Here is a 22510-nt window from a genome sequence, read left to right as displayed (position 1 = left end):
TATCTCCTCACTTTCAGTCGACGTTAGCTCTATCAAACACTATCTTCTTCATTGCTACTGCGTTGACCAAGAAGAAGCAAAAGAGCAAGTATCAGTATAATGAAGAGAACATTTCCACCTAAGCCACTTTGGGAGGAGTACTTGTTAAAGAATCCAAATTGATTACAGCCATCAGTACCTGCTCCTGCAACATTAGGACTAAAATATACAAGGTTTCCTCCAGAAGGATTTGCACCAGAGCCACTAAGGGATGGTATTACTATTAAAAGGAGAAGAAGTATTAACAGCCAGTTATTGCCTTTACCAAAGTTCCTTCCTAAAATATTACCAAAATCCATATTGCCACCTCGCTTTATAACCACTTATTTTATATCTGAATGTAGATTTTTGATTTTACGATTGGGAATTTTCACTTTGATTAAAAGTTTCTGTATTGTCTGAAGCAGATTTTAAGCTATTAGTTTCACCTATGGAACTAAATGTATTTATAATATCATCAATAATAAACTTTTTATCATCGGGTAAAAAATCCTTAAGTGTATTTAATATTTTTATTCTTTCATCGTCCTGCTTTAATTTTAAATTGTTAGCGTAAGGATTTATATTAATGTTTGATATTAGCTTTAAAAATTGATGTATTTCACTTTCCATCATACATCTCACCTCATCTTTTTTATGTAGGGGGAAAATCCCCCGAATAATTTATTTAAGTTTAAATTAATCATCACAATAGTCACGATGATCTGGTTTATTATACAAGCAAAGGAAGAAGAGAATTACTAAAATCCATATCCACCAATTGCTACCTATTCCAAAAGTATTACATCCTACTGAACAAGGATTAAACATAGGACTGCATGGATTGCAAGGATTAGGTGGGCAACATCTGTAACCACAACCTGATTGAGACATCATTTATCCCTCCTTATTGATTAGATTAAATTAGTCACAGCAGTGATCTCTTTTATCTTTTTTGCATAAACATAAGAGGAAAAAAGCTATTATTAGTATCCATATAAACGAGTTTCCACCTTTGTAGTATCCTGGTGTATAATATCCTTTATTACAGCAGCAGCTTTTATCTATGCTTTCAGGGCTAACTCCTGTAGGTGAAATATTTGCAGGATTAAAACATCCAAAATTGAAACCACATACACTTGTATTTCCATAACCAAATATGATGATTAAAACTATTAAAACAATAATAATAGTATTTGTATTTAAATTGTTTTCTTTAAAAAAACTACCTAAGTTATCCAAGACCACAGCCCCCTTTTCAGATATTTTTCTGTCGAATAATGTTATCTTTTCTAATAATAGTGTATGAATTTGGTATAAAAAGGTGACAAGGAAATAAAAAAAATTGGATTTCTCACGAATATATATTTTCTATAAAGATATAGATTAGGCTGTTGAAAAAGTTTGCTTTTGCAAAGTTCCTAACACAATAAGGGTTTGTCGACAATTTGATAGATTAACTTGCTTTTTAGAGTGATTAAAATTAAATTATATTGGATTGTATAAATTTAATTTTTGTGTAATAATCAAATTATATTAATGCAGGGGTGGTACAGATGAATAAAACTAAAAAACTAATATTTGATGCTGCTATAAAAGCTTTTTCACGTAAAGGATTTCATAAATCTACTATGGATGAGATAGCTGAAATTGCCGGAGTAGCAAAAGGAACTTTATATTATCATTTTAAAAGCAAAGAAGATATTTTTAAGTTTATAATTGATGAAGAGATAAAATTAATTGTAGATGAAATAAAAAATAGAACACAGTATATTTCAAATCCACGTGAAAAACTTGAGGCTATATGTAAAATTCAACTTGTACTTGTAACGGATTACTTTGAATTTTTTAAAACTATGTTCAGTCAAATGTGGGGAGATGAAGAAAGACAAAACCAACTTAGGGAAGCATTATCAAAGTATTTTAAAATAATAGGTGAATACATAAAGGAAGCAGCTGAAGAAGGGCATATAGATAAAGAAAGGACTGAGCTTATTCCATACAATTTTTTTGGAATGATGGCATCAATAATAGTATATAGTCTTTTACATAGTGATAATGACATTGATACTGTTATACATTCATTTGTAGATTTTGCTATGAATGGTATGATTCAAAGATAAAAATACTACATAATATGATATAATATAACAAAAAAAACCTGTTCCAATTTATAATTGCTTTATGTATAATATAGTAGACAAGTTATTAAACAATAGCCGAATGCTTTATGCAGCGGGGGATCAATTTTGGGGTGAATCCGAAAGGTAGGGACTCTCTCTTCCCGAACCCGTCAACTAACCTCGTAGGCTTAAGAGAGGTGTTATTATGAAAAGAAATTTACCAATTTTTCTTGGCATACTGTTTGGGCTAATAATTAGTACGCTTTCTGCATACAGCTTTGATAAAAAAACTTCTATAGAAGGAAATGTAGCTGCAATTAGTACTGCTAAAAGTGAGCCTATTGAAATAGAAAGGCGTGCATCAGTATCAAAAGCTGTAGCAGAAAACAAAACAGATGCTGAGAAAACTAAACAAGAGAAAACAAATACTTCACAAGTGAAAACTTCGCAGAATAAAACAACAACGACTACTAAAACAAAAGTATCATCTAATTCTTCAAAGCCTGTTACTAAAGGTGAAGTTCTTGATTGGTGGAAATCTGCAAGGTATGTCTTTAGGATAGGGGATATTGCACAGGTTACGGATATTAAAACCGGGAAAACTTTTAAAATAAAAAGAACTATGGGTACAAACCATGCAGATTGTGAGGCTCTTACATCAAAGGATACACAGATAATAAAAAGTATCTGGAAGGGCTTTAGTTGGGATGTGAGACCTGTTATAATAAGCGTAAGAGGAAGAAAACTGATTGCGTCTATGAGTGCAATGCCACATGCTGGAGTTGATTCAGCACCTGCATATCAAACTGTAAGTAGGCGTTCAGGAGGATATAGCAGAGGAGAAAACCTTGATGTTGTTAAAGGGAATGGAATGGACGGACATTTTGATGTACATTTCTTAAATAGTACAAGACATAAAGATGGGAAAAAAGATCCAAGACATCAGGCAGCAATAGCATGGGCAGCGAAAAGAAAATAGATTATCAAAATAGCTGATGATTTTTCATCAGCTATTTTCGTTTTTATATAAGATATTTATTATTTATATACAAGAAAAGGATACTCAGATTTGGGCTTGAAAGTTTTACAGCCCGTTCCTTCACTACTGTTTGCAATACCGTTGCCTATTGGATATATATCAACGTGGTTGGCAGTACAAAGGTTATTGCTGTTATATACACAATTTGCTACACTGCATCTTAAATTTTCGATCATATCAATACCTCCTTAATCTATATTTTGTCTATTTCTAAATTTTATATTCCTTAGATTTGTGTTGAGAGTATATATAAAATATGTTAAAATATGGAAGAGGTGTTGGCATGAGTGGCATAAGAATTATAGTTACATATAATTGTAATTTTATGTGTGGAAATTGCAGATATAAGTGTGGTCCTTACAGAAAAGGAATAATGGAGGTAAATAACTTTAGAAACAAAATAGTAAAACTATATGAAGATGGATATAGAGATTACATAATAATTGAAGGAGGAGAACCTTTTCTTTATATAGGAATGATTTATAAATATTTAAAGAAAATAAAAAATATAGATGCAAAAAAATATATAATTACTAATGGATTTTGGGGGGATATTGAAACCTATTTATATTCTTTAAATGAATTAAAAGAAATAGGCCTTTATGGGATTATAATAGAATATGATTATTTTCATTCTGCATTTACTGATATTTCAACAATTAAAGGTGCTATTGAAAAGGCCCTTAAAAATGGATTAAATGTAACATTAAAATCAGTTTTTCTGACGAAGGATATAAGTGTTAAGGCAGATATTTTAACATTTGAATTTATAAAAAAAATTAGAGAAAGCTATAAAAACATAGGATATATATTCGAGTGTGTAAATACTAATGAACAGAATGCATTATTAAAGTTTAAGACAAACACAAAGGAAAAGGTTATTATGTATAAAGATAGAGAAAACATTTAACGTGAATTTTTGTAATTGAAATTGGATTAATGGATTAGTGTATACAATTGGACAATATAATCCTTTCATGTATGTATACAAGTACTTTTGTATAAAAAAATCATAAGAGCCAAAAGCTCTTTTTTTTATGCTTAAACGATAGATATATTAAGGAAAAACCGTATTTTATCTATATAGATAGGATATATTGAAAACAATAGAACATTTTAATGATATTTAATATCTATGTGATTAGTTTAAAATTTAATAATAATGTAAAATAAAATTGGATTAAGCCAATCCCAAATTGGACTATTGAGGTGGGTTATGAATATATACATAGACAAGAAAAGCGGAATACCGATATACATACAAATTAAATCGCAAATAATGGAAGAGATTAAAAATGGTAACTTAAAGATAGGAGAAAAAATGCCTACTGAAAGGGAACTTGCAAAACTTATTAATACAAGTAGGAATACAGTTAGTGCTGCCTATAACCTTTTAGAACAGGAAGGAGTATTAGTTTCTTATCAGGGGCGCGGTACCTTTGTTGCAGAGGAGGCAAAGACTTGGAAACAACATGATATAAAGGATAAGATATTAAAATTTATTGATCTTGCAATTGAAGAAGCTATTGAAATGGGGTTTAGTACAAAGGAGTTTTTTGCACTTGTTCAGGAAAGGATAAAAGAAAAGGAAGAATTTATTAAAAAGATAAATGCTGTTTTTATAGAATGTAACATAGAACAGGCAAAGGACTTTTCAATGCAGCTTTCTGAGGCAATTAATTTTAATGTAATTCCACTTACTATATCAGAGCTAAGCAACATGGCAGACAAAACAAAAAAGGTAATGGAGCAGTCACAACTTGTTATTACAACTTTTAATCATGTAAATGAAGTAAGGAACCTTATATCAAATTTTAATAAAGATGTATTTGGGATTGCAATAAACCCTTCTCTTGAAACTATTGTTAAAATTGCGAGATATCCAAAAGAAACTAAATTTGGACTTGTATGTTTGTCAAGAGAGTTCCACTTTAAAGTTGAAAATGCTTTAAAATCTGCAGGCCTTGAAAACATTCTAATTGAGGCCACTATAAGCAGAAAACAAGAGGATATTCAAAATGTAATCGATAATAGTGATGTATTAATAGTATCTCCAGGAAGAAAGAGCGAAGTTTTAAGGCTTTCAAAGGGGAAAAAGGAAGTTATAAGGTTCGATTATAATCTTGATCATGATTCGGTTAAGGCTGTTATTGCTAAAATGATAGAAATAAAAAGCAAATATAATGGTTAAGGAGGTTTATGTATGAATAAGACCATTGTACTTGGAGTTATAGGTGCTGATTGTCACGCAGTTGGAAATAAAATTTTAGAGCATGCTTTTTCTCAGGCGGGATTTAATGTTATTAACATAGGCGTTTTAAGCCCACAGGAAGATTTTATAAATGCTGCAATTGAAACAAATGCCAGTGCTATACTTGTATCATCACTCTATGGTCATGGAGAGATTGACTGTAGGGGACTTAGGGAAAAATGTGATGAAGCAGGGCTTAAGGATATAATACTTTATGTTGGAGGCAACCTTGTTGTTGGTAAACAGGACTGGAAATCTGTAGAGCAAAGGTTTAAGGATATGGGATTTAATAGAGTTTATCCACCAGGAACATCTCCACAGTCTGCAATTGAAGATTTGAAACATGATCTTGGTATTGAAAGTTGAGAGGTTGATAATATGGATGCAATACTTTTAATAGATTTTGGTAGCACCTATACAAAGCTCACTGCTGTTGATATAGAAAATGAAGAAATAATAGGAACATCTAAAGATTTAACAACTGTTGAAGATGATATAATGATAGGTTTTAATAATGCTTTTAATAAGCTTATGGAAAATATAAAGGATAAAGATATTAACTTTATAGAAAAGCTTGCATGCAGCAGTGCTGCTGGGGGGCTTAAGATGATTGCAATAGGGCTTGTTCCAGAACTTACTGCTGAGGCAGCAAAAAGGGCAGCTCTTGGAGCAGGAGCAAGAATACTTGGAGTTTACAGCTATGAGCTTTCAAAGGGGGAAATTGAAGAAATAATATCAAAAAAGCCTGATATTATTCTTCTTGCTGGAGGAACTGATGGCGGAAATAAGGATTGTATAATACACAATGCAAATCTTATAGCAAAACACATAAAAAACGTTCCAGTTGTTGTTGCAGGAAACAAAAACGCAAGGGATGAGATTGAAGATATATTTAAAGCAGAAGGAATATATTATAAAGCAACTGAAAACGTAATGCCCCGCCTTAATGCGATTAATGTTGAGCCTGCAAGAGAAGTAATAAGGGAAATATTCATGGAGAAAATAATTGAAGCCAAAGGAATGAAAAAGGCTGAAATCTTTATTAATGGAATATTAATGCCAACTCCTGCTGCTGTATTAAAGGCAGCGAGGATATTAGCTGATGGTACCGATAAAGAAGAAGGAATAGGAGAGCTTATTGTAATAGATATAGGTGGAGCAACTACCGATGTTCATTCAATTGCAAAGGGTGAGCCTTCAAAACCAGGAGTTACATTAAGAGGTCTTCAGGAGCCCTATGCTAAGCGAACTGTTGAGGGGGATCTTGGCATGAGAGTAAGTGCTGTGTCACTATTTGAGGCAGCAGGAACAAGAAGGATTAAAAAATTTGTACCGGGCACTCAATTTGATGTTGAAGAAAGATGTAAATTTTTGCAGAGAAATGTAAATGTAGTTCCAAAAACTATAAATGAAATTGAATTTGATGAGGCTCTTGGAATGGTTGCAACTGAAATGGCTATGGAAAGGCATGTTGGAGTTATAGAGAGCGTTTATACACCAATGGGAATTATATACTCTCAAGTAGGAAAAGACCTTTTGAATATTAGATATTTAATTGGAACCGGAGGAGTTTTAGTTCACAGCAGCAATCCTAAAAAGATATTAAGTGCAGGAATTTTTAGTATGGAATCTCCAAATTTCTTAAAGCCTTTAAATCCTGAAATATTAATTGATAGGACATATATTTTATCAGCTATGGGACTTCTTTCAGAAAAATATCCTGACAAAGCTGTGAGAATAATGAAAAAGTATATGGTTAAAATGTAGTGGGAGGATAAATTATGGAGCTTAGAAATAAAAAATGGAGTGAAGAAGAATTCTTTAAAGTTAGAAGTGAAGTTTTAAATCAGTGGCCAACAGGTAAAGATGTTAACTTAAAGGAGGCTGCTGAATATCTTAGGAAGGTTCCTGAACATAAGAATTTTTGCTCAAAACTTAAAAAAGCTAAAGAAGAAGGAATAACTCTTGCACAGCCAAGGGCTGGAGTTGCTATTGTTGAAGATCATATAAACCTTTTAAAGTATCTACAGGATGAAGGGGAAGCGGACCTTCTACCATCAACAATAGACAGCTATACAAGGCAGAACAGATATAATGAGTGTGAGGTTGGAATAGAAGAGAGTAAAAAGGCAGGACGTTCAATGCTGAATGGTTTTCCCGCTGTAAACTATGGACTTAAAGAATGCAGAAGAGTATATGAGGCAGTAAATCTTCCACTTCAAGCAAGACATGGAACGCCTGATGCAAGGCTCTTATCAGAAATAATACATGCATCTGGATGGACATCTAATGAAGGTGGAGGTATATCCTATAATATTCCTTATGCAAAGAGTGTAAGTATAGAAAAATCTTTAATTGATTGGCAGTACTGTGATAGACTTGTTGGAATTTATGAAGAGATGGGAATTTCTTTAAATAGGGAACCCTTTGGACCTTTAACAGGAACATTGGTTCCACCAAGCATGTCAAATGCAGTTGCAATAATAGAGGGCCTTCTTGCAGCAGAGCAGGGCGTTAAAAATTTGACATTGGGATATGGGCAGTGTGGAAATTTAATTCAGGATGTTGCAGCAATAAGGGCTTTAGTTGAGCAGGCAGAAGAATATTTTAAAGAATATGGATATGATGTAGAGCTTACAACGGTTTTCCATCAGTGGATGGGAGGATTTCCTCAAGATGAATCTAAAGCCTTTGGAGTAATATGCACTGGTTCAGCAGCAGCAGCTCTTGCTGGTGCTACAAAGGTTATAGTTAAAACACCCCACGAAGCGGTTGGTATACCTACAAAGGAGGCAAATGCAGCAGGAATTAAGGCTACAAAGCAGACGTTAAACCTTTTAAGAGGCCAGCGCCTTCCACTATCAAAGGAGTTAAAGGATGAGATAGAGCTTATTAAATCAGAAACTAAATGCATAATAGATGAAGTTTTAAAACTTGGTAGGGGAGACATTGCAGTTGGAACAGTAAAGGCATTTGAAGCTGGAGTTTTAGACATTCCCTTTGCTCCAAGCAAATATAATGCAGGCAAGATGCTTCCAGCAAGAGATAATAATGGTGCAGTAAGATATTTAGAGTTTGGGAATGTTCCATTGAACAAAGAAATAAAAGACTATAATAGAAAGCTTCTTGAGGATAGGGCAAAATATGAAGGAAGAGATGTAAGCTTTCAGATGGTAGTTGATGATATTTTTGCAGTAGGTAGGGGAGTTCTTATTGGAAGACCTGAAAAATAAGGAGGATTTAAAATGAAAGTAGTAGATGTTTTATGCAGTGCAGGAAGAACGGGTTTTTTCTTCGATGATCAAAGAGCTATAAAAAAAGGAGCAGTTCATGATGGATTTACCTATATTGGAGAGCCTGTGACTGAAGGATTTAAAAAAATAAGGGTTGCTGGAGAGTCGATATCTGTAATGTTAATCCTTGAGGATGGTCAAATTGCTTATGGAGATTGTGCAGCAGTTCAGTATTCTGGAGCAGGAGGAAGGGATCCGCTATTTCTTGCAAAGGATTTTATTCCAATAATAGAAAAACATATAGCTCCAATGCTTATAGGAAGAGAGCTTAAAAGCTTTAAAGATTTAGCAGAAGAAATAGATACAATGCTTGTTGATGGTAAAAGACTTCATACAGCAATAAGATATGGTATTACCCAGGCAATACTAGATGGTGTTGCAAAGTCTAAAAAGCTTACAATGGCTGAGGTTATAAGGTATGAATACAATACAGGGATTGAGTTCAAGGAAGTTCCAATATTTACTCAATCAGGAGACGACAGGTATAATAATGTTGACAAGATGATTATAAAGGGAGCTGATGTTTTGCCACACGGCCTTATAAACAATGTGAAGGAAAAGCTTGGAGAGAGAGGAGAGCTTTTAAGGGAGTATGTTGTGTGGCTGAGGGATAGAATAATGCACCTTAGAACATCAGAGGACTATAACCCTATTTTGCATATTGATGTATACGGAACTATTGGAATAGCTTTTAACAATGATATTGAAAAGATGGTAGACTACATTTCAGAACTTGAAAGGGCAGCCTATCCATTAAAGCTTAGGATAGAAGGGCCTATGGATGTGGAAAACAGGGAAGGACAGATGATGGAGCTTAAAAAGCTTAGAAAGGCACTAAAAGAAAAGGGTATTGGTGTTGAAATTGTTGCAGATGAATGGTGCAACACTTGGGAGGATATAAAATACTTTACAGATGAGCAGGCAGCGGATATGATACAGATTAAAACTCCTGATCTTGGAGGAGTAAATAATATAGTTGAAGCTATATTGTATTGTAAAAAACACGGCATTGGTGCTTACTGTGGGGGAACCTGTAATGAAACGGACCGCTCAGCTCAGGTTTGCACGAATATAGCAATAGCCTGTGGCGCTGACCAGTGTCTTGCAAAACCAGGAATGGGTGTTGATGAAGGATTTATGATAGTTTATAATGAAATGCAAAGGGTTTTGACTCTTGCAAAAAATAGGGAGAGGATAAACAATGCATTAAATAAATCTTAGGCATGCAAGGCTGCATGCCTATATTCTAATTTATTGGAGGGTATTATGAGAGAAATTCATGTTTCAAAGATAGTTGAAACTGTAAAAAGGCTATGTATTGATTCAAATTACTATTTAAATGATGATATCAGAGAAAGGCTTAAAGACTCAAAGGATAAAGAAATATTTCCAGTTGCACAGAATATACTTGATATAATACTTGAAAACGCTGATATTGCAAAAAATGAAAATATGCCTATGTGTCAGGATACGGGTATGGCTATTGTTTTTCTTGAAATAGGTCAAGATGTACATATAACAGGAGGAAGCATTGAGGATGCTGTAAATGAAGGAGTAAGACAGGGATATAGTGAAGGATATTTAAGAAAATCTGTGGTAGGGGATCCTATAGAGAGGATAAATACGAAGGATAATACTCCAGCGATAATCCATTACAGTATAGTACCTGGGGATAAACTAAAGATAATAGTTGCTCCAAAGGGCTTTGGAAGCGAAAATATGAGTCAGCTTAAAATGCTAAAACCTGCTGATGGTATAGAAGGTGTTAAAGATTTTGTTTTAAAGGTTGTAAAGGAGGCAGGACCTAATCCCTGCCCTCCAATAGTAGTTGGAATTGGAATAGGGGGAACCTTTGAGAAAGCAGCATTTCTTGCTAAAAAAGCTCTTTTAAGACCTGTCGATGTTAGAAACTCTAATCCATACTATGCAAAGCTTGAAGAAGAACTTTTAGAGAAAATAAATTCCCTTGGTATTGGGCCTCAAGGGTTTGGAGGAAGGACTACTGCTCTTTCAGTTAATGTTGAAACTTATGCAACACACATTGCAGGGCTTCCTGTTGCAGTTAATATAAACTGCCATGCCACAAGGCATGCAGAGGCTGTTTTATAAGGAGGGTTATTATGAAAAAGAGGATTACAACTCCCCTTACTGATGATGCAGTAAAGGAATTGAAGGCAGGGGATAGCGTACTTTTAACAGGATATATATATACTGCAAGGGATGCAGCCCATAAAAGGTTTATTGAACTTTTAAATGATGGTAAGGATCTGCCCTTTGATATAAAGGGACAGGTAATTTATTATGTAGGACCAACACCGGCAAGAGAGGGGATGCCAATAGGTTCAGCAGGGCCAACTACAAGCTACAGGATGGATCCTTATGCGCCAAAGCTTTTGGAGATTGGACTTAAGGGCATGATAGGAAAGGGGTCAAGAAACGATGAGGTAATAAATGCTATTAAAAAATATAATGGCGTTTATTTTGCTGCAATAGGCGGTGCAGCAGCTCTTACTGCAAAGTGTGTTAAATCATCAGAACTTATAGCCTATGAGGATTTAGGAGCAGAAGCTGTAAGAAGGCTTTATGTTGAGGATTTGCCCTTAATTGTTGTTATAGACAGTGAGGGAAATAATTATTATGAAATAGGCCAAAGGGAATATTTAAGTTCAATTAACAAGTAGGTGATATTATGGAGATAAAAAAAAGTGCAAAGGCAGGAACTTTTGAATCAAATGATATATATGTAATGGTTCAGCCCAATGATAAGAGAACAATTGAAATAAATCTTGAAAGTATAGTTAAAAAACAGTTTGGAAAACAAATAGAAAAGGTTATAATGGATACCTTAAAGGAACTTGGTGTAAAGAGCGTTATAATTACAGCCAAGGATAGAGGTGCCCTGGACTATACAATAAAATCAAGAATTGAAACTGCAATTAGAAGGGCACTTTAGGAGGGATAGCATGAAACTTAGAAGGAGTATGCTGTTTATTCCTGGAAACAACCCTGGGATGATACAAAATGCAGGAGTACTTGGAGCAGACAGCATAATATTAGACTTAGAGGATGCTGTAAGCATTAGTGAAAAGGATTCTGCAAGAATTCTTGTTAGGAATGCTTTAAAATTTTTAGATTTTTATGATACTGAAGTTGTTGTTAGGATAAATCCACTTTCAACGGATTTTGGATATGATGATATTAAAGAGATTTCAAAGGTAAGGCCTCATGGGCTTTTAATTCCAAAATCAACGGAAGAAGATATTAAGGCATGCGATGATATATTAAATAGGATAGAGGAATTTGAAGGAATGAAAAGGCAAAGCATAAAGCTCTTCCCTTTGATAGAGACAGCCTATGGGCTTGAAAATGTATATAACATAATAAAATCATCAGAAAGAGTAGAGGGAGTTCTTATTGGAGCTGAGGATTTAACGGCAGACCTTGGAATTAAAAGGACTAAAGAAGGTGATGAAATTTTTTATGCAAGATGTAAGGTTGCATCGGCATGTAGAGCCTTCAGAGTTGATGCTATAGATACCCCTTTTACAGATTTAAATGATGAAGAGAGTTTTATAAAGGATATAAATAGGGCAAAATCAATAGGTATGACGGGAAAAGCTGCAATAAACCCAAGGCAGATAGACACTATTCATGAAGTTTTTGCCCCAAGCTTAGATGAAATAAACTATGCAATAAGGATAATGAAGGCTAAGGATGAGGCAAAAAAAGAAGGCAAAGGTGTATTCTCATTAGATGGGAAAATGGTAGATGCTCCGATAATTGCAAGAGCTCAAAACATACTTGATAAGGCAAAGCTTTCAGGTCTATATAAGGGGTGATATTATGATAAATGCAGTAAACAGGGATATACCTGAATATATAGAGGGATATGGAAAGGTAAAGCCTTTTAAAGGTGCCTTTGCAAATATAAATGAAGCAGTAAAGAAAGGAAATGTTATAAAGTGCAAAGGCAAGGGTGAGAATAAAGTAGTAGATTCAATAGAACAAGTTTTAAAGCTGTGTGGTATAAGGGACGGGATGACTTTATCCTTTCACCATCATTTAAGAAATGGGGATTATGTTCTAAATATGGTAATGAAGGAAGTTGAAAGGCTTGGAATAAAGGATATTAAGGTTGCAGCAAGTTCTATATTTCCTATACATGAACCTTTAGTTGATCTTATTAAAAAAGGAGTTGTAACTGGTATATATACAAATTATATGTCTGGTCCTGTGGCAGAGGCAGTATCATTAGGATATTTAAAATACCCTGTTGTAATGCATACCCATGGAGGAAGAGCAAGGGCAATAGAATCAGGCGATCTTCATATAGATATTGCGTTTATTGCAGCGCCATCCTGTGATTTTTACGGTAATATAAATGGTGTAGATGGAAAGTCAGCCTGTGGATCATTAGGATATGCAATACCCGATGCTATGTATGCAGACAGGGTTGTTGCAATAACTGATAATATAGTGCCTTATCCTTTATGTCCAATTGAAATTAGTCAGGAATATGTTGATTTTGTTGTTAAGGTTTGTGAAATAGGTGATCCTAATGGAATAGTATCTGGTACTACAAAGATTACTAAGGACCCTTTAGGTTTAAAAATTGCAAAGATGACATCAAAGCTTATAGAGTATAGTGGGCTTTTAAAGGATGGATTTTCCTTTCAGACAGGAGCTGGTGGAACGACCCTTGCAGTTGCAGCTTATGTAAAGGATATTATGAAGAAAAAAAATATAAAGGGAAGCTTTGCAGCAGGGGAATTACTGGATATATTGTTGAGATGCTTGAGGAAGGTTTATTTAAATGCTTATTTGATGTTCAGTGTTTTGATTTAAAGGCTGTAGAGTCATATAAGAACAACAAAAATCATCAGGGTATGTCCGCATCTATGTATGGAAATCCCCACAATAAAGGTGCTGTTGTAAATATGCTTGATGTTATGATTCTTGGAGCAACGGAGATAGATAAGGATTTTAATGTTAATGTTACAACAGGATCAAATGGATTTATAATGGGAGGCTCAGGAGGGCACAGCGATACTGCTGCAGGGGCTAAACTATCTATTGTAACAACTCAGCTTATTAAAGGAAGGCTTCCAATAGTTGTTGATAAAGTAACTACAGTTACAACCCCAGGAGAGACTATTGATGCCCTTGTAACAGAAAGAGGTATTGCTATAAATCCAAAAAGGAAAGATCTTATTGAAAGATTAAAGAATTCTGATTTACCATTGATGACTATAGAGGAACTTTACGATTTAGCAGTGAAAATTACAGGTATTCCAGAAAAGTATGAAAATAAAGGTAAAATAGTAGGTGTTGTTGAATATAGGGATGGAACTGTTATAGATATTATAAGGCAGGTTGAATAAGCAGGTGTTAATATGTATGATATTTCTATAGAAAAAGCAGATAATGATGATATTGAAAAAGTAAAGATACTTTTAAGGGAAGAAGGACTTGAATATGACGATGCAGAATATACTGCCATAGCGCGATTAAAGGGTGAAATAGTTGGAACTTGTTCTTTTTCAGGAAAAGTTATAAAGTGTTTTGCTGTAAAGGAGAAGTTAAAAGGTGAAGGTATATCTTTAAAATTGATAACTCACATTACTAATGAAATGTTTGACAGAGGAATATATGGAAGTTTTATATTCACAAAACCTTTAAATGCACAAATATTTAAAACTATGGGATATAGGATAGTACATTCAGTAGATGAGGTTGCACTTCTTGAAGGAGGAACCTTTGATGTAAAAAAATATACTGTGGATATGTTTTTAAATAGTGGACTAGGGAATGAGAAAAAGGCAGCTATAGTTATGAACTGTAATCCCTTTACTTTAGGGCATAGGTTTTTAATAGAAAAGGCATCAAATGAAAATGAAAAGGTTGTTGTTTTTATTGTTGAAGAAGAAAAATCGGTGTTTCCCTTTAATATAAGATACAACCTTGTTAAAGAAGGAGTTTCTGATTTGAAAAATGTAGTAGTGATACCGGGAGGAAACTATATAATATCCTCTGCAACTTTTCCGACTTATTTTATAAAGCATTTTGATGAAAGACTTAGTGCATATACAAAACTTGATGCAGGTATATTTGGAAAGTATATAGCACCTCAGTTTAATATAGTAAAAAGATATGTAGGGACTGAACCCTATTGCAAAGTTACATCAAAATATAATGAAGCATTAATGGAAGTTTTACCTAATTTTAATATAACACTTGAGCTTGTTAAAAGGCTTTCAAAAGATGAAAGGGCGATAAGTGCTTCAATGGTTAGAGGTTTAATTAAGGAAGAAAAAATTGAAAGCATTAGGGATTTAGTTCCTGATGTTACTTATAATTACCTTATATCTGATGATGCAAAACCCATAATTGAGAGGATTAAAAATGGTAGATAAAAAAATTAGCCAGTTAATATTAGATGATAGAGAAAAAAGATATGAATTCTTATGTAAAACCTTAAATGAATACAAATTAACAGTTCTTTGTGGGAAGATAAATTATCCTTCAAATAATAAGAATACTTTTGAAGCTAATAAAGCATTTTATGTCCTATATGATATTTTAAAAGAAAGGTTTAAGGGATATATAAAATTTGAAAAGATATTAGAGGGATATGATGGAAAGGCTCTAATAAATGTTTTAGACATTCCTTTAAGAGAAGCAAAAAAAATTTCAATTGAAATAGAGGAAAGTCATTCCTTAGGAAGATTGTTTGATATAGATGTTTATGATTTGAATGGGATTCCTATAGATAGAGAACAACTTGGATTTAAAAGAAGAAGATGCATTCTTTGTGGTGATGAAGCAAGAATTTGTATTGCAAATAGAAAGCATAGCTTAAATGAAATATTAGAAGTTGTAAATAATCTTATTTTAGAGTATAAAGGGTGAAGATATGTATATAGATTGTAGCGAAAATTTTTTAAAAGTGTCTGAAAAAGCTATAAGGATTGGAGAGATTGCCCTTTGCAGCATGCTTTATGAAGTTAGCATAAGCCCATCCCCTGGGCTTGTATCTCCTGTATCAAAGGGAGCCCATGATGATATGGATTTTTTTACTTTTTTAAAGAGTACATCTTCTATAGCATACTATCTTCCCTTGTTTGTTCAAATAGGCATTGATTATGATAGTGATATTTTAAAAAGGCTTAGAAAAATAGGAGCTAATGCCGAAAATAATATGTTCAAAGCAACAGGCGGGGTTAACACTCAAAAGGGGCTTCTATTTTTAATTGGAATAATATGTGCTTCAGCTGGGGTATGTGTAAAAAAAGCAATTAAAATAAATAGATTCAATATATCAAGGGAATGTTCCTATATAAGCAAAGATATAGTAAAAAATGAGCTTTTTAATATTGATAAATCGAAAAAGCTTACTAGTGGAGAGAGTATATTTTTAAAATATGGAATACTTGGAATAAGAGGGGAAGTAGAAAGAGGAATTCCAACGGTTTTAGAGTATGGACTTCCAGCTCTTGAAGATGCATTAAAACAAAATCTTCATATAAAGGATGCACTAAGCCACAGCCTTATAAATATAATGACTGCTATAGAGGATACTACAGTTATAAATAGGTGCGGGATTAGTGGCCTTGAAAGAATGAAAAATCTAGCTAAAGAGGCTATAAGGCTTGGTGGAATGATGACAAAGGATGGAAGAGATTATATTAAGTATATGGAGGATGTATTTGTAAGGGAAAATATAAGCCCAGGAGGGGCAGCCGATATTTTAGCTGTTACTTTATTTATATATGAACTTGAGAAGGAAGAGCAATGTAAAAATAATTGATTATAAATATTTGAGATAGATTGGGATATTATTTAAGTATTTTTTATGGAACAAGAGTATGTGCATTTTTGTCTAATTAATGTACATGCTTTTATTTTTAAATTAAAATAAACTATGTTTTAATATTGATGCTATTAAGTATATGTAATTTGATATCGAAAATAAAAAAGAGATATCTAAAGATTTTAAAATGATTTTGCATTGATTACTTATAAAATAGGTTTGGAGGGTAAAATGTATAAGAACATTTTTAGAACTAAAATTTTGGTCTTCGTTATTTTAATATCCATATTGTTTGAAATAACTAATTTAAAGTGTATAGCACTTTCATTTCCTGCTAATAATAGCGTATTGTTAGCATCAACAAATAATAAAAAAGTAACCGTTGTATCAACAACTCCAAAGAATAAAGAAAGCAATGTCTCTCCAAAGGTTATAATAGCTGTTAAATTTAGTGAATATATTAAGCAAGGGGAAAATTTTAATAAAATAACGCTTAAAGATAAAGTTGGAAATACTGTATCTATTAGTAAAGCAATAAACAATGATACTCTATTTATATATCACAATAGTACTTTAAATTATGATGTCAGTTATACTATTACAATACCTGAAGGGGCTGTGAAAGGATTATATAATAATTATATTAATGAAGCTTATTCTTTTTGGTTCACTACTGATGTAGATAGGATAGCTCCATTTATTAACGAGGTGTATCCTGAAAATAGCTCTGATGATGTTGATGTAGATACATTAATAACAATAAAATATGATGAAATGATTAAGGAATCATTATATTTTAAAGATATAAATCTTGTTAATAATTCCAGTGAAGAGATTCCAATAGATACTTTTATCAAAGATGATACTATTACTATAAAACCTCGTAAACGCCTTAATTTTGATACATATTATCATTTTACTATTCCATCAGAAGCTGTTGCAGATATAGCTGGAAATAAGGCTGCATATTACGTAACATACAAATTTAAAACAGAATCAGAAAAAGAACCTCCCGTAGTTAAGTACACAATTCCATCTAATGATATGATGTATGTGCCAGTAGATTCAAATATAACAATAGGTTTTAACAAAAATATTCTCCCTGTAGATTTGACAAATAAAAAGACAATAATAAGGCTAAAATCAGGAAATAAAGAAACTTATGTTGATGCTTATATAAGTGGTTCCATGATATATGCAAAACCTTCAAAAGATCTTCATCTTGCATATAATACAAAATATACTGTTGAAGTAGTATCAGGCTCAATTAAAGATATAAGAGGCAATGTATTTAATAAAACATATACTTTTTCATTTACAACTGAACCTGAGGTAGGAATGCCAAAAATCATTGAGACTAATCCTAAATATGCCTCAAATGATTTCATGCCTGATGATAAAATATCAGTTTATTTCAATGAAGCAATTCAAATTGGGGATACATTTAAAAATATTACTTTAAAAGATGAAAAAGGCAACAATATACCATTTATACCTTTGATTGGATGGGATGCTATTGGCTTAAAACCTAAAAATAATCTTGAATATAATACAGAATATTATTTTCAAATTCCAAAAGGAGCTGTGAAAAATCTATCAGGAGATCCTTTAAAATATGATTATATATTTAAATTTAAAACAAGCCTTGAAAAATTTCCACCTGATGTTAAAGCAACTAATCCATCAAATGGGCAAAGCAATGTTTCTACAAACTCTATAATTGGTATTTTATTTAAGGAAAACATACAAAAAGGAGAGAATTTTAATTATATTACATTAAAAGATGAAAAGGGGAATGATATACCTATTTCAATTGATATAAAAGATGATCTTCTTAATATTAAACCTATTAATAATGTTTCAATGACATACTATATGACTTATACTGTAAAGATACCACGTGGTGCTGTTAACGATTTAGCAGGGAATTCATGCAATGAATATACATTTAGCTTTACAACTGGTTTTGATAAAATCTTATTAAATCTTTTATCATGTAATGTTAAAGAAAATGATAAGAATGTTCCTATAGATAGTACCTTCACATTTGAATTTAACGATTCTGTTTTAAAAGGTGAATTTTTTGATAATATAGCTATTAAAGATAGCAAGGGAAATATTGTTAAATCAATTGTTACTATTGATAATAATAGGGTTAATATTAAACCAGAATTGGAGTTAAAGTATAATAGCAGTTATTCCATAGAAGTACCTTATTGGTCATTGGTTGATAGTAGAAGAAATGCCTTTTTAGGAATACCTCCAATAAAATTTACTACCGAACCTAAAAATAATGCTGTAACTGTTAAAAGTACTTATCCAAAAAACAAAGAGAAAGAGTATGATCCTTCAAAACCTATAACAATAACGTTTAATAGAGATATTGCAGCAGGAAGTGATTTTAACAATATAAATTTGATTGATAAAGAAGGAAAAATAGTAATTTCGGTTGTAAATATTGAAAAAGATACTATTACAATAAATCCTATGCAAAAACTTACTCCTGAAGGTGAGTATACTGTATCTATTCCATATACATCTGTTAAGGATCAAAATGGAAAGGTAATGGCAGATGATTATAAATTAAGCTTTAAGGTAAAAAGTGATAAGGATAAAGTTGTTCAAAAGGCAATAAATATTACTTCAGATTTTAAATATATTGTTGTTACTTTTAGCGATAATATAAAATCTGGTAAAAACTTTGATTCTATAACCTTAAAGGATTCTAAAGGCAAAGCTGTAAAGTATGTTAAAGGAATTGTTAACAACATGCTTGTTATAGTACCTAACATTCAAATTAAAAAGAATGAAAAGTTCTATGTATACATTCCTTCTCAAGCATTATCAGATACAAAAGGTAACTTGTTGAATAAAACTTACAATCTTGAAATACAGGCAAATGAAAAATATTTATGGAAGAAATAAAAATAAAACTAAACTAATATTATTATTGTTGCTATTGATTTTTTTAAAATTTGTATTATAATATTTTATGTAATGCAGGTGTAACTCAATGGTAGAGTTCTGGCTTCCCAAGCCAGCTACGCGGGTTCGATTCCCGTCACCTGCTCCATTTTATTTTTTGCTTTATGATTAATAAAAATATAATATCTATAAGAAAAACTGTTGGCACCCGTTAAGGGTGCCTTACTTTTTTATCAAAATATTATTTACTAAAAAGTCGATTATTGCAAAATTTTTAGTTATACTTGAAAAATGAGTAAAAAAAACGTAAAATAAGGGTATAATTGTTAAACTTTATTAGAGGGGTGCAAAAATGAGGTTAATTAGTTTACAAAGAGCAAAGGAAGGAGATGTCCTCGCTCAAAGTGTATTTGGAGTAGATGGATGTTTACTTTTAAAAGAGGGAGTTGCTCTTAATAGGAAATATATAAATAAACTGATAGACTTAGGTATAGTATATGTTTATATAGAAGATGGGATGCTTGATGATATAAAGCCTGAGGATCCTCAGTTTTTAGAAGTTAAAATGGAGGCTGTAAAATCTATATCGGGTGTTTTTTCAAAGATACAAAATACAGGTTGTGTTGACGTAAAAAACACTATAAATGCTATTACTAATATAGTTGAATATCTTCTTGAAAATAAAGATATAAGTTCTATATATCTTCTTGAATTAAAAACTTTTGATAATTATACATACGTCCATTCTTTAAATACTTGTGTACTTTCATTGTTTTATGGAGTTCAAATGTCTTATTCAAAGCCTATGCTTATGGATCTTGGAGCAGGAGCATTACTTCACGATATAGGTAAAACGAGGATACCTATAGAGATATTAAATAAAAATGGAAAACTTACCGACAAAGAATATGATATTATGAAGACTCATCCAGAACTTGGATATGAAATGATAAAAAATTTAGATTATATAAATGCAAGAGGAAAAAGTATAGTTCTTGAGCATCATGAAAGAATTGATGGAAATGGTTATCCATATAGGCTTAAGGGTGATAAAATATCAAAATATGCAAGGATTGCATGTATTAGTGATGTGTATGATGCTATAGTTAGTGATAGAGTGTATAGAAAAGGCTTTTTAGCTAATGAAGCTTATGAATTTATACTTGCTAATGGTGGAACTTTTTTTGACATGGATCTTGTTAATATTTTTCGTAACAACTTTTCTTTATATCCTCTAGGAGCATGCGTTAAACTTACTAATGGACTTGAGGGTTTTGTTGTAGGACATAATAAAGGTTTCCCGGATAGGCCTATAGTAAGGATAATTTATGATAAAAGCCACAATAAAATAAGTCCCTTTGAAATAAATCTTGTTGATGTTATTGATATTTCAATTGAATCAGTAATTATATAGTTTGTAAATAAAACACCTAAAATATAAGAATAAAGCTTATATTTTAGGTGTCAGACTGAAGACAAAGTATAAAATTTTTTTAAGAGAATCCTCAAAAGCAAAAAGGATTCTCTTAATTTATGTCGAATATATATAGTAAAGTATTAAATATGGTGGTGTTTAAAATGCTAACTAAAGAAAAAAATGAAAAACGTACACAAATAGAAATATGCTCAATTGATCAATTAGTACCAGAAAATCATCTGGTAAGAAAACTTGAGGCTGCTATTAATTTTGATTTCATATATGATCTTGTATCAGATAAATATTCTAAGGATATTGGTAGGCCAAGCATCGATCCAGTTGTATTATTTAAAATTGTATTTATTCAATATGTATTCGGGATTAAATCAATGCGCCAGACGATATCAGAAATTCAAACAAATATTGCATACCGTTGGTTTATAGGATATGGACTTTATGACCCAATTCCTCATTTCACTACGTTTGGCAAAAACTATGTAAGAAGATTTAAGAATACAGATATTTTTGAAAAAATATTTGTTAGAATATTAGAGGAAGCAGTGAATGCGGGATTAATCAAGTCAGACGCTGTATTTATTGATGCAACCCACGTAAAGGCAAATGCTAATAAGAAAAAATATGATAAGGTAAAACTCGAAAAAGAAGCCCGTGTATATCAAGAGCTTTTGGACAAAGAGATAAACGAAGATAGAGAGTTACATGGTAAAAAGCCATTAGATATGAGTAAAAAAAAACTAGAAGTTAAAGAAACAAAAATTAGCAAGACTGATCCAGATAGCGGAGTATTAAGAAAGAATGAAAAAGAGAAATGTTTTGCATATTCATTTCATGCTGCATGTGATAGGAATGGTTTTATACTTGGAATAACTGCTACAGCTGCTAATGTCCATGATAACACCATGTTTGATACAATATTAGAGCAAGTAAAAAAGAATGTTGGAAAGCCTGAATATATTGTAGTAGACGCAGGGTATAAAACACCCTATATATGCAAAACAATAATAGATCAAGGAATTAGACCTGTAATGCCATATACACGCCCAATGACTAAGGAAGGATTCTTTAAAAAATATGAATATGTCTATGATGAATATTATGACTGTTATATATGTCCTAACAATCAAATATTAAACTATAGGACAACTAATAGAGAAGGATATAGAGAATATGCATCAGATTCTAAAACATGTAAGGATTGCCCATATCGAAATAAATGTACAAACAGTAAAGACTATACAAAGGTAATAAACCGACATATATGGGCTGATTATGTTGAAGAAGCCGAGCATCTAAGATATACAACTCTTAATAAAGAAATATATGAAAAAAGGAAAGAAACGATAGAAAGAGTTTTTGCAGATATGAAGGAAAAGCATGGCATGCGCTTTACGACCCTAAGAGGATTAAAAAAAGTAACAGCGCAGGCGATGCTTGTTGCTGCTTGTATGAATTTAAAAAAGATGGCAAACTGGCTATGGAGGTCTGGGAAAACCGGACCTAATAAAGCTTTTTTGCTTAGAAAATTATATATCTTACATTTGAAAACAGCTCTTCCTTTATGGAGAGCTGTTTTTGTCTACAATCTGACACCTAAAATATAAGAATAAAGCTTA

At 32.2% G+C, this 22510-nt stretch carries 23 protein-coding genes, 1 tRNA gene, 1 pseudogene and 1 riboswitch; of the genes and pseudogenes, 20 read left to right on the top strand and 5 right to left on the bottom strand.

Features of this window, described 5'->3' with window-relative positions; genetic code table 11:
• Positions 1-32: 32 nt before the first annotated feature.
• From FDN13_RS04700 to FDN13_RS04685, 4 genes are all read right to left on the bottom strand, one after another.
• Positions 33-338 carry a hypothetical protein gene (locus FDN13_RS04700; RefSeq protein WP_138979146.1) on the bottom strand — a complete coding sequence of 102 codons (306 nt, stop codon included), beginning with the start codon at positions 336-338 and terminating at the stop codon, positions 33-35.
• A 55-nt stretch (positions 339-393) separates the two neighbouring features.
• Entirely contained in the window at positions 394-654 is a 261-nt protein-coding gene (locus FDN13_RS04695) for a hypothetical protein (RefSeq protein ID WP_138979145.1), read from the bottom strand.
• 63 nt (positions 655-717) lie between these two features.
• A complete protein-coding gene (locus tag FDN13_RS04690) occupies positions 718-915 on the bottom strand; it encodes a hypothetical protein (RefSeq protein ID WP_138979144.1) in 198 nt (65 codons plus the stop codon).
• Positions 916-942: 27 nt separating this feature from the next.
• On the bottom strand, positions 943-1260 hold the full coding sequence (locus FDN13_RS04685) for a hypothetical protein (protein ID WP_138979143.1): 318 nt from the start codon (positions 1258-1260) through the stop codon (positions 943-945).
• Between the two features lie 314 nt (positions 1261-1574).
• On the opposite strand from FDN13_RS04685, the gene FDN13_RS04680 reads away from it, so the two are divergent.
• Positions 1575-2141, top strand: coding sequence for a TetR/AcrR family transcriptional regulator (locus tag FDN13_RS04680; RefSeq protein WP_138979142.1), 567 nt, complete (start codon positions 1575-1577; stop codon positions 2139-2141).
• A gap of 84 nt (positions 2142-2225) precedes the next feature.
• Positions 2226-2345: riboswitch (cyclic di-AMP (ydaO/yuaA leader) on the top strand.
• Position 2346: 1 nt separating this feature from the next.
• A complete protein-coding gene (locus FDN13_RS04675; RefSeq protein ID WP_138979141.1) occupies positions 2347-3120 on the top strand; it encodes a hypothetical protein in 774 nt (257 codons plus the stop codon).
• A gap of 59 nt (positions 3121-3179) precedes the next feature.
• On the opposite strand, the gene FDN13_RS04670 is transcribed toward FDN13_RS04675, so the two are convergent.
• Entirely contained in the window at positions 3180-3356 is a 177-nt protein-coding gene (locus FDN13_RS04670; protein WP_138979140.1) for a DUF1540 domain-containing protein, read from the bottom strand.
• A 107-nt stretch (positions 3357-3463) separates the two neighbouring features.
• On the opposite strand from FDN13_RS04670, the gene FDN13_RS04665 reads away from it, so the two are divergent.
• The 18 genes and pseudogenes from FDN13_RS04665 to FDN13_RS04580 all read left to right on the top strand — a co-directional run bounded on the left by FDN13_RS04665 (position 3464) and on the right by FDN13_RS04580 (position 22498).
• Positions 3464-4090 carry a radical SAM protein gene (locus FDN13_RS04665; protein WP_168190074.1) on the top strand — a complete coding sequence of 209 codons (627 nt, stop codon included), beginning with the start codon at positions 3464-3466 and terminating at the stop codon, positions 4088-4090.
• Positions 4091-4396: 306 nt separating this feature from the next.
• Positions 4397-5371 (top strand): GntR family transcriptional regulator, encoded by a 975-nt coding sequence (locus FDN13_RS04660; protein WP_138979138.1) that lies wholly within the window; start codon positions 4397-4399, stop codon positions 5369-5371.
• Between the two features lie 12 nt (positions 5372-5383).
• On the top strand, positions 5384-5797 hold the full coding sequence (gene glmS, locus FDN13_RS04655; protein ID WP_138979137.1) for a methylaspartate mutase subunit S: 414 nt from the start codon (positions 5384-5386) through the stop codon (positions 5795-5797).
• 12 nt (positions 5798-5809) lie between these two features.
• Complete coding sequence (gene glmL / locus FDN13_RS04650) at positions 5810-7198, top strand: methylaspartate mutase accessory protein GlmL (protein WP_138979136.1); 1389 nt, start codon at positions 5810-5812, stop codon at positions 7196-7198.
• A gap of 14 nt (positions 7199-7212) precedes the next feature.
• Positions 7213-8664, top strand: a complete 1452-nt coding sequence (locus FDN13_RS04645) for a methylaspartate mutase subunit E (RefSeq protein ID WP_138979135.1) — start codon at positions 7213-7215, stop codon at positions 8662-8664.
• 12 nt (positions 8665-8676) lie between these two features.
• Positions 8677-9945: a methylaspartate ammonia-lyase gene (locus FDN13_RS04640; protein WP_138979134.1), complete on the top strand. Its 1269-nt coding sequence runs from the start codon at positions 8677-8679 to the stop codon at positions 9943-9945.
• 45 nt (positions 9946-9990) lie between these two features.
• Positions 9991-10833, top strand: a complete 843-nt coding sequence (locus tag FDN13_RS04635) for a fumarate hydratase (protein ID WP_138979133.1) — start codon at positions 9991-9993, stop codon at positions 10831-10833.
• Positions 10834-10844: 11 nt separating this feature from the next.
• On the top strand, positions 10845-11405 hold the full coding sequence (locus FDN13_RS04630) for a Fe-S-containing hydro-lyase (RefSeq protein ID WP_138979132.1): 561 nt from the start codon (positions 10845-10847) through the stop codon (positions 11403-11405).
• Between the two features lie 8 nt (positions 11406-11413).
• The gene (gene citD, locus FDN13_RS04625) at positions 11414-11677 is read left to right on the top strand and encodes a citrate lyase acyl carrier protein (protein WP_138979131.1); all 264 of its coding nucleotides are present in this window, start codon (positions 11414-11416) and stop codon (positions 11675-11677) included.
• Positions 11678-11687: 10 nt separating this feature from the next.
• A complete protein-coding gene (locus FDN13_RS04620; RefSeq protein WP_138979130.1) occupies positions 11688-12563 on the top strand; it encodes an HpcH/HpaI aldolase/citrate lyase family protein in 876 nt (291 codons plus the stop codon).
• 4 nt (positions 12564-12567) lie between these two features.
• Positions 12568-14105, top strand: a pseudogene (citF, locus tag FDN13_RS04615) (citrate lyase subunit alpha).
• A 12-nt stretch (positions 14106-14117) separates the two neighbouring features.
• Entirely contained in the window at positions 14118-15137 is a 1020-nt protein-coding gene (citC, locus tag FDN13_RS04610) for a [citrate (pro-3S)-lyase] ligase (RefSeq protein WP_138979129.1), read from the top strand.
• A complete protein-coding gene (gene citX, locus FDN13_RS04605) occupies positions 15127-15633 on the top strand; it encodes a citrate lyase holo-[acyl-carrier protein] synthase (RefSeq protein ID WP_138979128.1) in 507 nt (168 codons plus the stop codon). The genes citC and citX overlap by 11 nt, the downstream gene beginning before the upstream one ends.
• 4 nt (positions 15634-15637) lie before the next feature.
• On the top strand, positions 15638-16531 hold the full coding sequence (gene citG / locus FDN13_RS04600; RefSeq protein WP_138979127.1) for a triphosphoribosyl-dephospho-CoA synthase CitG: 894 nt from the start codon (positions 15638-15640) through the stop codon (positions 16529-16531).
• A 234-nt stretch (positions 16532-16765) separates the two neighbouring features.
• Positions 16766-19459: an Ig-like domain-containing protein gene (locus FDN13_RS04595; protein WP_138979126.1), complete on the top strand. Its 2694-nt coding sequence runs from the start codon at positions 16766-16768 to the stop codon at positions 19457-19459.
• A 74-nt stretch (positions 19460-19533) separates the two neighbouring features.
• Positions 19534-19607 (top strand) — tRNA-Gly (locus tag FDN13_RS04590).
• A gap of 204 nt (positions 19608-19811) precedes the next feature.
• Positions 19812-20873, top strand: coding sequence for an HD-GYP domain-containing protein (locus FDN13_RS04585; RefSeq protein ID WP_138979125.1), 1062 nt, complete (start codon positions 19812-19814; stop codon positions 20871-20873).
• A gap of 164 nt (positions 20874-21037) precedes the next feature.
• Positions 21038-22498: an IS1182 family transposase gene (locus tag FDN13_RS04580; RefSeq protein ID WP_138979124.1), complete on the top strand. Its 1461-nt coding sequence runs from the start codon at positions 21038-21040 to the stop codon at positions 22496-22498.
• Positions 22499-22510: the final 12 nt, after the last annotated feature.

This window comes from Caloramator sp. E03, assembly GCF_006016075.1.
Classification (GTDB): Bacteria; Bacillota; Clostridia; order Clostridiales; family Caloramatoraceae; genus Caloramator_B.
This window is presented reverse-complemented; position numbering and strand designations above follow the sequence as displayed.